At 56.7% G+C, this 16,198-nt stretch carries 11 protein-coding genes; 4 read left to right on the top strand and 7 right to left on the bottom strand.

From position 1 onward, the window contains the following. Positions 1 to 98 precede the first annotated feature (98 nt). Positions 99 to 4,595 carry a DUF885 family protein gene (locus tag UH5x_RS00635; protein WP_482634348.1) on the bottom strand — a complete coding sequence of 1,499 codons (4,497 nt, stop codon included), beginning with the start codon at positions 4,593 to 4,595 and terminating at the stop codon, positions 99 to 101. A 211-nt stretch (positions 4,596 to 4,806) separates the two neighbouring features. Here UH5x_RS00635 and UH5x_RS00630 point away from each other — a divergent pair, with 211 nt between their 5' ends. Further along, positions 4,807 to 5,742 (top strand): proline racemase family protein, encoded by a 936-nt coding sequence (locus tag UH5x_RS00630; RefSeq protein ID WP_083434944.1) that lies wholly within the window; start codon positions 4,807 to 4,809, stop codon positions 5,740 to 5,742. Further along, positions 5,729 to 7,354: an IS4 family transposase gene (locus tag UH5x_RS00625; RefSeq protein ID WP_482634347.1), complete on the top strand. Its 1,626-nt coding sequence runs from the start codon at positions 5,729 to 5,731 to the stop codon at positions 7,352 to 7,354. Before UH5x_RS00630 ends, UH5x_RS00625 begins: the two co-directional genes overlap by 14 nt. A gap of 78 nt (positions 7,355 to 7,432) precedes the next feature. Here the strand turns inward: UH5x_RS00625 and UH5x_RS00620 are convergent, their stop codons facing one another. Beyond that, on the bottom strand, positions 7,433 to 8,176 hold the full coding sequence (locus tag UH5x_RS00620) for a DUF3467 domain-containing protein (RefSeq protein WP_236696248.1): 744 nt from the start codon (positions 8,174 to 8,176) through the stop codon (positions 7,433 to 7,435). A gap of 231 nt (positions 8,177 to 8,407) precedes the next feature. On the opposite strand from UH5x_RS00620, the gene UH5x_RS00615 reads away from it, so the two are divergent. Next, a complete protein-coding gene (locus tag UH5x_RS00615; protein WP_047814625.1) occupies positions 8,408 to 8,590 on the top strand; it encodes a hypothetical protein in 183 nt (60 codons plus the stop codon). A 284-nt stretch (positions 8,591 to 8,874) separates the two neighbouring features. Here the strand turns inward: UH5x_RS00615 and UH5x_RS00610 are convergent, their stop codons facing one another. The 3 genes from UH5x_RS00610 to UH5x_RS00600 all read right to left on the bottom strand — a co-directional run bounded on the left by UH5x_RS00610 (position 8,875) and on the right by UH5x_RS00600 (position 11,377). Beyond that, positions 8,875 to 9,099, bottom strand: a complete 225-nt coding sequence (locus tag UH5x_RS00610; protein ID WP_482634346.1) for a hypothetical protein — start codon at positions 9,097 to 9,099, stop codon at positions 8,875 to 8,877. A 123-nt stretch (positions 9,100 to 9,222) separates the two neighbouring features. Then, entirely contained in the window at positions 9,223 to 10,695 is a 1,473-nt protein-coding gene (locus UH5x_RS00605) for a sensor histidine kinase (protein WP_482634345.1), read from the bottom strand. Positions 10,696 to 10,699: 4 nt separating this feature from the next. After that, a complete protein-coding gene (locus tag UH5x_RS00600) occupies positions 10,700 to 11,377 on the bottom strand; it encodes a response regulator transcription factor (protein ID WP_053061174.1) in 678 nt (225 codons plus the stop codon). 984 nt (positions 11,378 to 12,361) lie between these two features. Between UH5x_RS00600 and UH5x_RS00595 the strand changes: the two genes are divergently transcribed. Next, positions 12,362 to 12,658: a carboxymuconolactone decarboxylase family protein gene (locus tag UH5x_RS00595; protein ID WP_201778949.1), complete on the top strand. Its 297-nt coding sequence runs from the start codon at positions 12,362 to 12,364 to the stop codon at positions 12,656 to 12,658. A gap of 201 nt (positions 12,659 to 12,859) precedes the next feature. On the opposite strand, the gene UH5x_RS00590 is transcribed toward UH5x_RS00595, so the two are convergent. Together UH5x_RS00590 and UH5x_RS00585 are read right to left on the bottom strand one after the other, a co-directional pair. Continuing rightward, entirely contained in the window at positions 12,860 to 15,085 is a 2,226-nt protein-coding gene (locus tag UH5x_RS00590) for a hypothetical protein (RefSeq protein ID WP_482634344.1), read from the bottom strand. A gap of 3 nt (positions 15,086 to 15,088) precedes the next feature. Further along, positions 15,089 to 16,198, bottom strand: coding sequence for a PDZ domain-containing protein (locus UH5x_RS00585; RefSeq protein ID WP_482634343.1), 1,110 nt, complete (start codon positions 16,196 to 16,198; stop codon positions 15,089 to 15,091).

Genomic DNA, 16,198 nt, shown 5'->3' with positions numbered 1-16,198 from the left:
CCATCTTACGTAGGTAGCGGTCTCGACGGTCTTGGAAGACCATCGTACAGAGATTGCTGCCTCGACGGTCTTGGAAGACCATCGTACTGGGACTGCCGTCAGTTGAACTTCCAGCGTGGTGGTTCGTCTCGTTGAAGCGGTTCTTGCTTCAAGACCTGACGCAACATCGCGATGGGCAACACCCCGGCTTCCATGATCGCATCGTGGAACTCACGTTCCGTCATCTCGCCCGACAAAACCATCTCGCGGTGCAATTGGCGGATCTGCAAAGCGCCGAGCATGTACGCGGCTTGGTACAGCGGCGGGTAACTTGGGCCGATACTGCGGCGAACTTCCGCGGTGGCGTTGCGTCGTTCGAACCCAACGTTGTCGACCAGAAAATCGACGCACTGATCCGGCGAAAAACGTCCCAAGTGGAAGTTCAACGAAAAGATGATTCGTGCACACCGGTGGGCTCGCCAAACCAGCATTCCCATGCGTTCCTCGGGAGTGCGAGCGAAACCGTCGTCGTACAGTTTCAGTTCCCAATAAACGGCGAGCCCTTCCAACCAAAACGGCGTGCTCATCGTCCGACGGTGAGGCTGGTGCCGTTCGTTGCTGTACATCTGCAAGTGGTGGCCGGGGATCAACTCGTGATGCACCGTCGCGCGAGCATAACCGATGTTGTTTCCTCGCAGACTCTGACGTTTGTCACTGGGCGACATTTCCGAAGTGGGGAACGAAACGCTGATCACTTCCCCCCCCGTGAAGAACGGATTCACCTTTTGTCGCTCGGGAGTCATCATGATCATCCGCCAGCAGTAATCCGCAAACGACGGGACCGTGATCCAGTCACGCTTGCGCAACCAATCGACCGATTCGTCGGCCATTTCGCCAATCAGAACGGGCTGTTGCCCCGGTGCCACGTGATGATTCTTCATCCGTTCCACGGCGGCTTTCCAGTCGTCTCCCAGCCCCATGTCTTGGGCCACCCGAACCATCTCGGATCGCACGATCGCGTACTCACGTTCCGCCAATTCGATCAACTCTTCGGGCGAATGATCGATGAACTGACGACGCAGTTCCAACTCAATTCGCTCGCGTCCAACCGGTGTTCCGGACAAATCCTTTTCAACCGATGAGGTGGCTGGAGGAAGCTTTTCGCCGGAGTCCTCGATTCGCTTGCGTTCGATTCGAGTTTGCACTTCCGCCGTTAACAAGTGCCAATCAACTTGATCGTCGAGCGACCATTCCTCGAATGGTTTGCCCTCCAATTCCAACACGGCCAGTTCTTCTTTCCACTGAGGCAACCGAGCAGCATTCTTCTCACGATCGCGACCGCGGCGTGTGAAGCGACGGACAATGGATGGCATCCAAGTCGCCTCACGCTGCGACCATTCTTGGATGGGCGGGTAGGCTTCTCCAAATGCAAACTCCGCTGCCGGTTCTGGCAGTTGGAGGGTACCACCAGCAGCCAATTCGGAGTGTTCCTGTGTCAACGTTTCGTCGACCGTCAGAGTCTCTTTCCACAACCTTAGTTTGTCGCCGGTTGCCTTTGCCAGGTCGAGCACCCACCAATTGAAATCAGGGTGATAGCCTTCGTAAAAGGTTTGCCAAGACTGATACGAGCGGATCAAATCTTCCGCGGCGTCCAGAACCGGCTGACTGACCGCAACGGAACTCGGTTCCGTTCCTTCGATTGATAGCTGGATCGATTCGGTCAGTTGCTCCATCTCCGCCGCCATCGCTTGTCCATTCAGCGTTTTCACTCGATTGGAAAGATCCGTCAGCGTGATCAATTGCGAGGTGAAGGGAGCCAACTCTCGAAGCTTTTCGGATGAGGCCACGAGTGTTTTCAAATCAGACTTTTCCTCGTTCACTGAAGCCATCAGCTCTTGAGCGATTTCCGCATCTGCGTCGGTCAGCGTGTCTTCTCCTTCCTTAGCAATCGCGACCTTCAGTTGGCTTTCCCAGGCATTCAAAAACGCAGCGGTTTGCGTGAGACGCTCTTCTACCACACGAACTGGCAAACGACGCTTGAGCGTTTCGAGGTCGGTTTGATAGTGGTTCTGAATGTCTTTCCATGCCGTCTGCGGTTGCAGTTTTTCCACATCGATCAAGGCAGTGGCGACTTCCTCTGTGGTCCCGCCTGACTCGGAGGTTGGCTGTTCGCTGGAACTCCCCGGTTGTAGTTTCTCGATGAAGAAATCCAGCGTGCGACGTTTGCCGTACGCTCCGCCGTCACTGTGGCCAACGCCGGGCATGACCAGCAAGTCAAAGTCCTTGTCAGCTTTGATCAACGCGTCCGCGAAACGCAGAGTGGATTCCGGTGGCACGTTCGTGTCGACTTCGCCAACGATTAAAAAGAGATCTCCGGTCAGGTTCGCAGCGTTGTCGATGTTGCTGCACTCGGAATAATGATCGCCGACGGGATAGCCCATCCACTGTTCATTCCAAGAGGCTTTGTCCATTCGGTTGTCGTGGCAACCGCAGGCTGCGACACCCGCGTCATAAAAATCGCCGTGGAACAACAACGCGGACCCCGTGTTTTGGCCACCGGCCGAGGTCCCGAAGATCCCAACCCGCTCCAAATCCATCGCGGAATGCTCCTTCGACAGAGCTTTCATCCAGGCGATGCGATCAGGAAAACCAGCGTCTTTGAGGTTGTGCCAACACACATCGTGAAAAGCCTTGGATCGGTTGGCCGTTCCCATGCCATCGATCTGCACGACGATGAAGCCAGCGTTCAAGTAGTCACGGTGCCAAGGTGCGGATCGGAACGACTTCGGCACATGTGAATCATGAGGCCCAGCGTAGATGTACTCCACCACGGGATACTTTTTATCAGCGGCGGGATCATAGTCCTCAGGGAAACACGCCAGACCCCAGATGTCGGTCTCGCCGTCCCGGCCCTTGGCGGAAAAGACCTGCGGCAGATTCAACTTGGCGTCTTCAGGCGTGAGCGTCGCCTTGGCCAACGTTTGAATCAATTTTCCATCGGCGGAACGCAACTCGTGAACCGGTAACGAATCGACGCGAGAATGAGTGACGACGAAACGGCTTCTGTCCGGTGAGAAGGTGGCGGTGTGAGTGCCATCGCCATCGGTCATCAGCGTGAAGTTCTCTCCACTGAAATCAACGCGGGCGTAGTGTTTGAGATACGGGTCTTGACCTTCGTGCACACCACTGACGACTAAATCGAGCACGCGATTTTCTTCATCGATGTTTTCGATCGCTCGCACAACGAACTCGCCCTGCGTGATCGGCTGAATCTCGTTTTCACCCGATAGATCGACCAGATAAAGATGTTGATAGCCGTCCTTTTCGCTGACCCAAATGACTTCGTCGCTGCCTTCGAGGTAGCTCCAACGTGGCAAGTCCGTTTTATGGGTGGTCCAAATGAAGGTTTCCGATTGCTCATCGATCACCGTGGTGACTTCGCCAGAGGAAAGGTCGACATCGAACAAACGGAACCGTTGATGCCCCCGTTCAGTGACCGCCAACAGGACTCGGTGAGGCCCCACGAATCGCAGATTCCAGAACCGTTGGGACATCCATGGCAAATCCAGTTCCACGGACTCGCCAGTTTCCGTGTTGAACGCCAACAATCGAGTCTCATCAACAGGATCGCCTGGCAACAAATACGGTCGCGATTTGAGCACCGCGCGACCGCCTTCTTTAGGCGACGATTCGACCAAGTGAACCGGTTGGGTTTCGTAGGGAACCACGGCTCGCACCACCAACGCGGTCCCGTCAGGCGACCATTGTGGCGATTCCAGTTTCAAAGGCTCAGCCGATTCGCTCGCGCGATCGCCATAAAATTCCAACAACTGCGATTGTTCGATCAATGTCTTCCACTCGGTCGACTCCTCATCGGCATTTGCATCTTGCAACTGCAAGCGACCTTCTGTCAGTCGAGCGATCACCTTGTCGTTGTTCGGGGCAGGAACCCCGGCGGTCCAATCGCCGTCGCGTCGAGAATCGCGACGTCGGCGTCCACGGCGTTCCGGTTCAGCCTGAGTCGCTTGGGCAGGCTTGGCGACTTCCAATCGCGTCGGTTCGATGTCCGCGACGAAGTATCCAAATTTGGTTTTGTCTTTGCCAATGACTTCCCAGACATGACCGGCGAAGGTCGTGCGAACAAAGGTTTCGCCCGCTGGGATCGATTCGTATTGGACACGTTTGCCACCGCTGTCCACCCAGAACAATTGCAACGCTTGATCGGTTTGGTTGACAAACGTGATTTCAGTGTGGGCCTCGGACGCCCCACCCGACCGCGGCGTGCGGCCGCCTTTCAGCGTCACCTCACGAACATTGGATTTGTCGCCCGGTTCGACTTCCGTCATCTCACCGGTTGAGGCATCCACACGAATGCCAGTGAACGATCCATCCGCGTTCTGACGTCGGAACCAGAACGAATCGTCATTGGTCCAATGAGGCGTCAATGTCTGTTGAATGACGCGTGGACGCTGCGTCGTTGAATCCTGTGCGTTCGCTTTCGATGCAACCGCAACGAAGACGCCCACCAGCAACAATGTGGCAATGGAAAGGGCAGCGTTCGCGGGCAGTCGCTCGACCAAAATTCCGCGCATCCAATTGTGAAACGGCAATTTCATGTTTATATGTTCTGTGGAATCGTGCGTGTCAGTGGGCGACGTCCCCGCCATTCAGGCTCTTCATTGCCCCCACCCCATTGAGCCTTTGAAATCCATTGATCTCGCAGGATTGCGATCCACTTTAGTCAAGCAGATGACGGCAATGCGGCTTGTCGATTGATTCACCGCACAATGGCGAAATCTTGCACCTACTCTCTTTGATTCGGGAACGATGATGCTGCCTTCACGTGTAAAGGTGTTGGATTCTCACACCGGTGGGGAACCGACGCGGATGGTGATTGACCTGGAAGACACGCTTGCCGGGCCGACGATGGCGGACCGTCGTCTGCACCTCCGGCAGAAATTTGCGAGGCTGGGGGCCCCAATCGTCAACGAGCCTCGCGGCAACGACATCATTGTCGGCGCGTGGATCTGCCAACCGGTCGACCCGAGTTGTTTCGCGGGGGTGGTGTTCTTCAACAATGTGGGTGTGTTGCAGATGTGCGGCCACGCAACGATTGGAGTGATCGCGACGCTGGCGTGGCAAGGCAAACTGACGCCGGGCATTCATCGGATGGAAACTCCCGTGGGCATCATCGAAGTCGAACTGCACTCGGACGGCAAAACGGTTTCGTTCGAAAACGTTCCAAGCAGACGCTATCAAGCGGCCGTTCGCGTCAAGGTTTCAAGCTCAACGTCGCTCGCCAACGACTTCGTGACGGGCGACATCGCCTACGGAGGCAACTGGTTCTACTTGGTCGATGATCACGGATTGGATCTCGAACTCTGCAACGTCGATCAATTGATGGCAGCCACGCTGAGTATCAAAGCCGCGTTGCGAGAACAAGGAATCACGGGCGAGGGCGGGGCAGAGATTGACCACGTCGAATTGGTCGGCCCCTCCGCTCATGCGGATGCGAAGAACTTTGTGCTGTGCCCTGGCAACGCATACGACCGATCGCCATGCGGCACCGGGACCAGTGCCAAGGTGGCTTGTTTAGCAGCAGCCGGCAAACTGAATGTCGGCCAAACGTTTCGCCAGGAATCGATCACGGGCAGTTGCTTTGATGCCAGCTATCGATTGGACGAGTCCGGTGACGTGATCGCTCGCCTGACCGGTTCCGCCGAAGTCATCGCCGAAACAACACTGCTGTTTGAGTTTGAATGAAGAGACTCGTTGGGCCCCGCCCAAACAACCGTACGATGGGCTTCCAAGCCTTTTTATACCCCACAACTTTTCCTTGCCTTTTGCCGCGTCCATGCGAAGATTTTCCGAATTGGATTTTCATCGCACGGAGGTTGCACGGATGGTGGTCGAATGGGTACGGCAGGAGTTTCAATCGTTGGACCTGGGCCACAAGCGGCGGGTCGATCGCGTTGTTAAGTTTGTCTCTCAAGCTTCCTCGATCGGCGAGTCGACTCCGGATCGCACTCGGTCCAAAGCCGATCTGAAGGGAATTTATCGTCTAGCTGACAACTCCAAGGTCATTGTGGATCAAATCTTCGACGCACATCACCAGAGCTCTCGAAAGCGATGCGGCGAGCACCGACGGGTCTATTTGGCTCAAGACACGACCGAGTTCGATCTGACAAAGCCCAAGCAACAGGTCAGTGGAGCTGGTCCGCTGTCGGAAGGAAAACGCGTTGGTTTTTTCTATCATCCACTCTATGCCATGGCTGCCTCTGGCATCCCGTTGGGCGTGGTTGACCAGGTTCTTTGGACTCGTGACGCGGCGTCGCTGGAGGTCGCCGCGAAACAACGAAAGGCCGATCGGCAGCGACGCTGCTTTGAAGAAAAGGAGAGCAGTCGATGGATGGAAATGATGCAAAGCGGCGAGCAGATCGCCCGCTCGATTCCGCAAACTCAATTCATTCAGCTCTCCGACAGCGAATCCGATATTGGCGAACTGCTGGCCGAGGCGGCGGAGTTCCCAGAGAACTATGGATTCATCATCCGTCAGTGCCGGACTCAGAAGATCGTCGGCGCAGTTGATGTGATGACCGGGCTGCCGATCGAGAATGTCACGACAATTGAAGAGGCGCTTTCGAAAGTCGCCTGGCGTGGCGAGAAAATGGTATTGATCGGCGGTCGAGACGCTCCAGTGCTTCCCGATGATAAGAAACGACTTCGGAAACAGGCTCGTGTATCACGCGAAGCACTGGTTCAATTTCGCAGCGTGCGCGTCCAGGTTGCTGGAACGGGACGATCGGCAACTAGCAAGCTGGCCGACACCTGGATCAACGTGGTGGAATCGCTTGAAGTGAATCCACCATCGGGTGAGCCCCCGACCAAGTGGGTGCTTCTGACCACGCTGCCAGTTAGCACGGTGGACGAAATCAACGAAGTTTTGACAGGTTACTGTTTTCGTTGGCTGGTGGAGCTGTACTTCAAAACACTCAAAAGCGGCCTTCACATCGAGGACATGAAGTACGAAACGTTGGAACGTTACATCCGAGCGTTTTCGATGCTCGCTGTGGTCGCTTGGCGAGTGGAGTATCTCAAAGGTGCCACACGTCACGACGGACAGTCGCCTTGCACGGATTACTTTAGCGACGACGAGTGGATGGCGATCATGATATTTCTAACCAAGCGACCGGTTGACCCGAAGTCTCCGCCAACAGTGGAAGCGTTCGGGACATCGCTTGCTATCATGGGTGGATACATTAATAAGAAATCGCAGGGCCCGCCCGGCTCGAAAACGCTGTGGCGAGGGATGAGCCGTTTCGCCACCATCGTCGAAGCATTCGCGGCATTCAAGCAAATGAGTTGTGGGGTATAAAAAGGCTTCCAAGCCCGTCGGGTAAACCAACCGCTTCGTCGGGCTTGGAAGCCCAACGTACTGGTAGCGCCCCCCAAATCACTGATTGCCTTCGTTGCCTTTTCGGCGATCTTCCAATTGCTTGGTCGCACCTCGCAATGAGTCGAGCAAACGTGGGACTTGTCCAGCAGCCAAGAACACGCGCGCACTGACGGCAGATTGAGGGAAGAAGCTGGTCAAGAAATCCAACCCAAACTCCGTCGCGCCGTGACCGATCATGACCCCATTGGCATAGGTTCCACTGAGCACTTCGTCGGGCAGCTTCAAGTCATCATAGATTTCTTGCGGCGTTGGTCGACGTTGTTCCGCATTCGGATTGGGCGTCGGTGTTGGCATCACGGGATCGCCAAACCGGCCTTTGTACAGATCGAGGTTTTTCTGCAACGCATCAACAAACTGCGGCATCACCGCGTGCGGGATGACCACGCGAACGGCGACCCGGTGTGGACGACCGACGGTTTGCAAAAAGTCGACGATGAACTCACTGGGGCCCGTCATCACGATCGCACCCGTGCTGAAACAACCGCCCGCCACGTGATCGGGAACCCGAGCCCGAACGGCAGGGTTCTCAGCAGCTGGGTTCTCGGAAGGGTTGTTCGCCGGATTGGGAGATCCCGGTTGACCTTCCTCGGGTCGGTCACCGGCAGGTTGGCCGCCATTGGGCAGCCCATCGCCCCATTGCCCGCCGCCAGGCTGACCTTCGCCGGGTGGTTTTCCCCCGGACCCGTTTTCGTCGTCGGGAGGACCGTCAAAAGGTGGTTCGGAAGGCGTATCAGAATTCATCGGGACCGCTATTGCAGAGAAGTGAAACGAGACAACCACCCCCATTCTATCGGGCGAGGGATCTTCTGTCGTCGGGACTGGACGCATCCAATGCCCCTGCCGCGGGGGAACAGACGATTCCCGCCCAAGTTCGAAGTCCAGGGTTTGTTTGCACTTGCGATCACTTCATGCCATCTTAAGATGGACATTTCATTCCCCCTTTCCCGCATCCCCGTTTGAGGTCCCCCCGCCGTGTTAACTGAAGCCACCATCGAACGAATGTTTCGTGAACTCGTCAACGACCCCAAAAAGTGCACGGAAGACACCTTTGAGCAAGCAGAAGAACTGCTCGAACGCGAACTGCGTGACGAGAGCCCTCTGCGTCACCGCTTGACGGTCGAACTGGAAGAACTTCGCACTCTGGCTGCCAAGTAATTCGGCTGAGTCGAGCGGACGCTCCACGGATCGATGACGCTCGACTCCTTTTCTCTGACTCGCCCGAGCCGCCTGGCGAACGACCACCAACCTTCTACCCAGGTTGGCGTCTGACAATCAAAATGAAATGAATGGCGCGGTTGACAACAACCGCCCCTTTCTTCTTTCCCGGTCTCATTTCCCGGGACCCCAGGTCACCAAGTTCCGCAGCGTCGTCCCCTGAACGCAATCGCTCGGTGACAATCCCCCCCGGCTCACAACGAGTTGCTTTCTTTGGCGTGGATTCAATGCCCGCTCACACGCTGTCTCTTGCCGAGCGCCGATGCTGCCGACGTCACTGCGGCCTTGGATTCCGATTTCATCGCGTCTCGCTTGCGATCCACAGGCGAAGAACTCTCGCCCAACAATCGCAAACAGTCATGAAGCGTCATTGACATCGGATCCATTTCACGAGGATCAGCGGTTTCGAACAAGCATTCTTGAAACGCATTTTTTAACAAACGCAACATCACTCGCCTCTTTCAACGAAATGTTTCAGAAACCGCTTTAAAACGGTCAACGCCAGCGGAATGCCAGCGTCTGAAAGAAGCATCGTGCCGTCGGGTAAGAGAGACCTGAAGCCAATCTAAACTTCAGTTCATCGAGTAGGATTCCTCGATCGACACAGGCTGCGACCTTGGCAGACGCAGCGTGAAGCAGCTTCCGCTCCCCAAAGTGCTCACACATTCCAAATTGCCACCCAGCGTCGTTGCGATTCGGCTGGCGATCGCCAAACCCAATCCGGTGCCGGCAATGCCGCGACGACGAGCCTCACTGGATCGGAAAAATGGATCAAACAACTTCGAGACTTCGTCAGCACTGATCCCGGTACCTGAATCAACCACTTGAATCAGTGTTTCGTCGTTTTCCTGGAACGCTCGAACGATGATCGGCGTTCCCGGCTGGCTGTACTTGACCGCGTTGCCTACCAGATTGTCGACCACGCGGGCCAGCAACGCCGGCGTCGCGCGGACCGAGCCATGATCCGGCAATGCGATTTCCAACTGAACGTCGTCGCCGCGTGCCTCGACCGGCCACATCGCCCGTTGAGATTCCAACCAGGGCTGAAGCTCAACACTACGCAGCGTCGGCGTCGAGGAATCGCGATCACTGCGAGCGAGAAACAACAGCGATTCGACGATTTCTTGCAAGGTGTGCGTTTTGCTTCGCAAGATCGACAACGTGGACTGATACTCGGTGTCGCTCCGCGGCCGACGCAGGGTCACGTCGATTTGGCCCAGCAACACAGTCAGCGGAGTACGCAACTCGTGAGCGGCCTCCCCGGCGAAACGACGCTGCTGGTCGAACGCCTCTTGTTGGCGACCAAGCAATCGATTGAAAGCCGTGGCCAACTCAGCCAGCTCGTCCCCCGAGTGCGTGTGCGTCAGACGCGAATCGAAGTCGGTTCCGGAGATCGCCTGCGCCTGATCCGCCATCGCCGCCACAGGACGCAGTGCTGTTCGAACCATCCACTGCCCCAGCAAAGCGGCAATCGACCAAGCCAGCAATGGCAAGAGCGTGACCAACAACATCAACCGAAACAGGATGGCATCGCGCGGGACCGTCGACCGCCCCACCACGACCTTCAACTGATCAAATTCATCCAACTCACGCAGCAAGCGAACCGGTCGTGGTGCAGAGACTTGTCGGCTCATCATCGCCCAGCCATCGGACACCGTCGCCTCCGCAGCAACAGCGTTTTCCACATCCGGACCAGGCGGAATCGACGTGAACGAGGTCAAGCCAGCGACCCGCAACATGAACTCCTGATCAATCGCTCGCGAGCGTTCGACGATCACGCCATCGTCGCCGATCACCGCCCAGTGGACTGCACCAAATTCATCGTGCACGCCAAAGTCGATCGAGTGTTCCAAAGGCTGCCACTTGACTTCTGTTTCTTCGACCTCGGCGGCGGCGATCAGTGACTTCAGCACGCCGCTCAATTCATCGTCAAAACGTGAACGAACGTGCTCGCTGGTGATCGAATAGAAAACCAGCGAATAAATCGCCAAGATGATTCCCAAGGCAGCCAGGAAGAATAGGCAAACGCGATTGGTAAGACTCATGCGTTCACGACGATGATTCCAAGATGTATCCCTGCCCGCGACGCGTCTGGATGACTCGCGGACCGACCTTTTCCAACTTGCGACGAAGGTCCTTCACGTGCACTTCCAGCGTGTTGGACAGCCCATCAAAGTTTTCGTCCCAAACGGTCTCATAGATACGAGTGCGTGACAACACACGACCTGGATTCCGCACAAACATCGTCAGCAACGACAATTCCTTGGCTGTCAATTCCAGCGGAACCTCGCTTCGGGTAGCGCGTTGCTGAGCCAAGTCGATTCGAATGTCCTGATATTCCATGTGCAGGGAATCGGATTGGCCTTGGCGTCGAAGAAGTGATCGCACGCGAGCCAGCAATTCTTCGAAGGCGAACGGCTTGGTCAGGTAGTCATCCGCGCCCGCATCCAACCCCGTGACCCGCTCGCTAACGCCATCGCGTGCGGTCAAAAACAAGACCGGAGTCGAGCGGTTCTTCTGACGAAACCGACGCAGGATCTGCAGCCCATCCTCGCCTGGCAACCACCAGTCCAGGATGACCAAATCCCAGGTCTCGGACTGCAGTCGCAACCAAGCGTGACCGCCGTCCTCGCAATGGACAACGGAATAGCCCTCTTCGGTCAGACCTCGAACGAGAAAATCCGCTATCCCCGGCTCATCCTCGACCACCAGCACCCGCACGCTCATTCGATTGCTCGCTGCATTTCAACTTGTCGCATTTCAATTCAAAAGCCCAAACGATGCGTCCCGAGAAACACTCCCGACAGACAACCATTCCAGTCTGCGTCATCCGGATAAGCCGGTCATGAACTGAAAATGAAGATTTCTTTATCCACGCCGCCAATCAACGTACGGTCGAATGATGTCGTAGCGGATGAGGCAGCGAGTCCCGTCCTCAGCAACTCGCTACGCCGTCTGGTACGACAGCCTGCCGTTGATTGATCGAACGTCGCCACGCAACGCGTGAACAACAAGTGACGTAGCGGAAGGGCGCGAGCCCTCCGGTTCCTCACCGGGCGGCTTGCGCCACACCGCCAACATCGTCACTTGTTGTTCACGCGTTGCGATGCAGCTGCCCAACTCGATCCACAACAAGTTTTTGCTCCACCTAAAGCCTGTTTTAGATTCACTTCAGCCAGAATTCAGCCTGCACGGCGATAGTGAGAAGACCTTTCAATCGTCATCCATTTGCGGGAGCAACCATGACCAGCCTCATCTTCGTCGTCCAGTCCACTGCCATCCTCACTTCGATCATTTTACTGGCGGTCGGAGTGACCGGATACTTCAAATGAAAGGAAGCAAGTCAGCAGGAATGATCGGGCAAAACGATGTGGGCCGTTTGGACGTTGGCCCCCGTTGAAAGTGGTAGCAACAACGCTCACCAATGCAGTCCAAATGCCGAAAGACTCCCGCCGACCTGCTGATCGAATTCTGTCATCCAACGAGCCAAACGAGCCAACAGAGAGACTCGTTCCAATCCGAATCGGCACCCAACATCCCGGCATGGGTCGAATCTGGTAGATTCGATCCAAGGCACTGGGAACCGGGTCCAGCCCAACCGCAGGCACGTAGAGCAGCGACAAAATCCGACGCTCGATCGATCCGTGTCCCCACTCATCTCCGACTTGATTGGACCTCAACTTCAACGAGAGACTTCCTTTGATGTACGACATGAAAAAGATGAAACAGCTCAACAATTTCGCCGAACTCACGCCAGACGCATGGGAGGCGTTTGTTGCGTTTGACAAAGCCGCGTTGGCCGACGGAAAGGTGCCCGCCAAAACCAAGGAACTGATCGCAGTTGCAGTTGCGTTGACGACTCAATGCGCCTACTGCATCGAGATTCACACCAAACGGGCGAAACAGGCTGGCAATACAGATGAAGAAATTGCCGAGACCGTGATGGTCGCTGCCGCACTGCGTGCTGGCGGCGCGGTAACGCACGGCACTCACTGTATCGAAAAATAGATCCGGTTTGACTCAGACCATACCAACCCGCCCCAATGCGAGATCCCAATCAGCGTTGGGCTTCTCGTGGGTGGGGCAGGCTGCGGATCTGAGTTCTGCGTGGCGGGTTCCGCATGGGGCAGACGCGAATTTTAGGAAATCGAATCGGCAACGACCGCCCGCTCGTCTGACCGGCAAGTCAACTCCAGGAACGGATTGGGATCAGAGTTCTGGGCCAATGATTTTTGGGAGTTGCCGGTAGAGAAATCTTGGCATCACAGCCAAGAAACCGTCTGAGACCGGATCGTGTTCGATCGCCAAACCCACACCAACCAAGCGAGCGGATTCGTGAATACGGTGCAGCACGTCGTCGCGCCGAGGCCCCAGTGGCTCACTTCGAACGACAACCGGCAGTCGGTCATACGTGGCCGAGGTTCCGACCCACCAGTGCGATGAATCGACCTCTCGGATTTGCAATCCCATCGGATCCAGCGTCCGATTGAGCATCTTGCCCGCGGTGACTTCGTTGCCAGGTTCGCCCACGTAAGCCATCACCAACTGCCCCGGTGACAAACGACGCCGTTGAGCATCCGTCCAATTGATGATGCAGGTCGCACCATTGACACGAGCGGTTCGTCGCAACAAGCCCGACATCGCAATCGCCGTGTCCAACAGCGAACCTGGTTTGCCTTCGACGAGTTCCGGCCAAGCGGGCGGCAGCCCATCATCGACCAGAGTCTCAGTCGGTTGGTGAACATAGGCCGCCGTCCAGCGAGACATCACATCGTCGTTCAGCATCGTCTCCTGTTGTCGCATTCGGCGCAGTGACTCCGTCGTCAAACAACGCAGGTGCAACGCGTCCCGAGGTTCCAGCTCCACGGCGGAGGTGAGTCGATCCAACAGAGACTCCGCCGAACCGCGTTCGTCGCCGAAGTCGTCCAGCTCGATCAGTTGTTTCGTTTTTGCTTGCAACACTTCGATCGGCAATGACAGGTCCAACCGATCCTCTTCCACTTCGATCTTCAAACCAGCGGACCGCGCCGCATCCCCGAGCAACTGGCCCATCGTCGTCCAACCCTTCGCATTCGTCGCAACCGGTTGCCTCGGATCCGTGCCTGCCAAATCCATCGACACCCAATCCAACTGGATCGGAATCAACGTGGCCTCGCCGATGAACAGGATCAAATCCGACAACGGGTATCCCTTGGTGCTGATCGCCAACCGCATTTTCAGCGCCGTCTCGATGTCGACTTCTTCCGGCGGAGTCGCGATCAACATCGGATCGACAAATTCATTCGCGGCCGTGTCCAGCACAACGTCTTCGAGCACCGGAGCCTCTGACATCGGCGGCGCGTCAGGTGCTTGCCCCGGCATCTCCAACAACAACTGAAACTGAGCAAACTCCGGCGGCAATTCCATCACCGGATCGGGTTCAGATTCTTTCTCGGACGGCTGCGCAACTGGCCCGGTCGATGGCTGGTCACGACCAAGAACTGCTGGTGGTCCGTCGAGCGGGCTGCGTGGCATCAAATCATTCGGAACACTCGTTGAGGGTTCGTTGTCCGAACCTGTTCCTCCAGACTCCGCTGGGTCACCCTTCGCCAAAGCGGTCTCGGCTGGGGAATCCAACTCGTCTTCGCCAGACATTGCGCCGGAAGGGGACGAAGCATTGCCTTCCACACCTGATTGTGAATTCACCTCCGTTCCTGGGCCGGCCATATCGTTGTCCGGGTTTTCCCGAGCAGGATCACTCGTCGGGTCCGCGAGAGCGTCTGGAATGGTCGCCCCCAAACCCGCCGTTGAATCCGGTTGACGTAGCCACAAAAACAGCCCCGCCATGAGCGTGACGCTGAGCAGCGATCCCACAATCCACACCGCAACGGACTTGGATGTGCCACGACGACGTGCCTCGTACAACTCGTTGGGATCGACGCCAATCGATGATTGACTGGCGGTCTCCCCGGTTGCAGCGGTCCCCCGACTTGGTTCATCCTCCCCGAGGGAAGGTTGACCGGCCTCGGTCCGGGGAGGGCTGGTGCGGAGCTCAGGCGATTCGCCTGGCTCGCCCCTCATCCTAGGAGGCAGCGGATTGGAAACTCGAGAGTCTCCTGTCGCATCATCAAGAAATTCGCTTGGCAAATCACCGACAGACATGCCGGCTTCCGTCATCGCTTCGCTCCCGATGGACTCATCCCCGAGCGTGACTTGCGGAACAGTCTCTCGCGGTGGCGTTGGGGCAGACGGCGTCGAAACTGGCGGTGGAGCGGGCGGTGCCTTGGCAATTCGCTCGGGATCGGGCGAATCAATTTGCACAAACGAATTGCACTTGGGGCAATTCACAATCGTGCCAATCAGCGCAGGGTTGCTGACCTTCAATCGAGATTGGCAACTGACGCACTGAACTGCGAAAGGTCGGAAATCGCCCTCGGAGGATGCCGCGTCAACCAACGATCACTTCCCACCCGCTTCCGCGATCATGCTGGACACTTCCACCGAGACCAACGAGGAAGGCAGCGCGTAGCTGACCACTCGACCGGCGCGGGCGATGTTGATTCCGATGACCTGGCCATCACTGTTGAGCAACGGTCCGCCACACTGGTCGGGGTTCAAAACCGTGTCGTGCTGCAAGACCTCTTCGAACCCAGACAACCGAATGTTGCGAGCACCATTCACGCGAGCGTCGTTTTCCGATTCCGTGACAATCGACGCTTCTCGCATCTTGGCCGACAATTCCTTCGTGTCACCATCGCGAACAATGGTCAATTGAACGATCTCACCCGGGAACATTCTTCGCAACGTCGACATCACCGCGTCTTTGTTGGTTTGCATTTGCCCATTGATCGCAATGATCCGGTCGCCCGATTCCAAACCGGCTTCTGAAGCGCTGCTGTTGGGAAGGATTTGTTCCACCTGCGCACCCGCGGTGGAGGCATTGGGATTCAACTGCACCCCCAACATTCCACGGTGTTCAACACGGCGTGGTCCTGCCCCCATGACACCCAACCCGATGACTCGGTTGGTTCGGTCCGGGCTGATCAAAAAACTGCCGACGACAGGAACGGACGAAGTCAACGTCACTGGGAGAAGCATCGGCAACGTGCCCGTGTTGTCGCGTTCAATCACCAGCAACGCCAAGTCACTGCGACGCCGTACCGCGGCCACTCGCGCGGGGAACATTCGGCCGTCACGGAGCCGGACACGAATTGGATCGTTGGACAATTCACTGCGTTTGGTGATCACGTACGCATCGGAGGTTGCCACCGCCGCCCCGCCCATTAAGCTGGATTTAGCAACCACGGTTCCAAGCGAAACGGGACGTCCACCGCAGATCACGCCGACCACGCCATCCGCCGCTCGGTCAGCGATCGGACGCACCAATTGCATCATCTCGCCATTGTCACGGCGGTGCATGACTCGTTCGACCAAGCGTTCCTGCAACCAAGCTGGCACGGACGCTTCTTCTTGTCCGGACGCAGGTCCAGCGATCGACGCGGCAACAATCGCCACCGACGCCCAAGACGTGAGCGTTCGCTTCCGTGACGTTCGAGCTCTCTTCTGCAT

Source organism: Rhodopirellula sp. UH5 (genome assembly GCF_056839225.1).
Note: the sequence above shows the minus strand (reverse complement) of the source record. Positions and strands in the feature narration are given on the sequence as shown.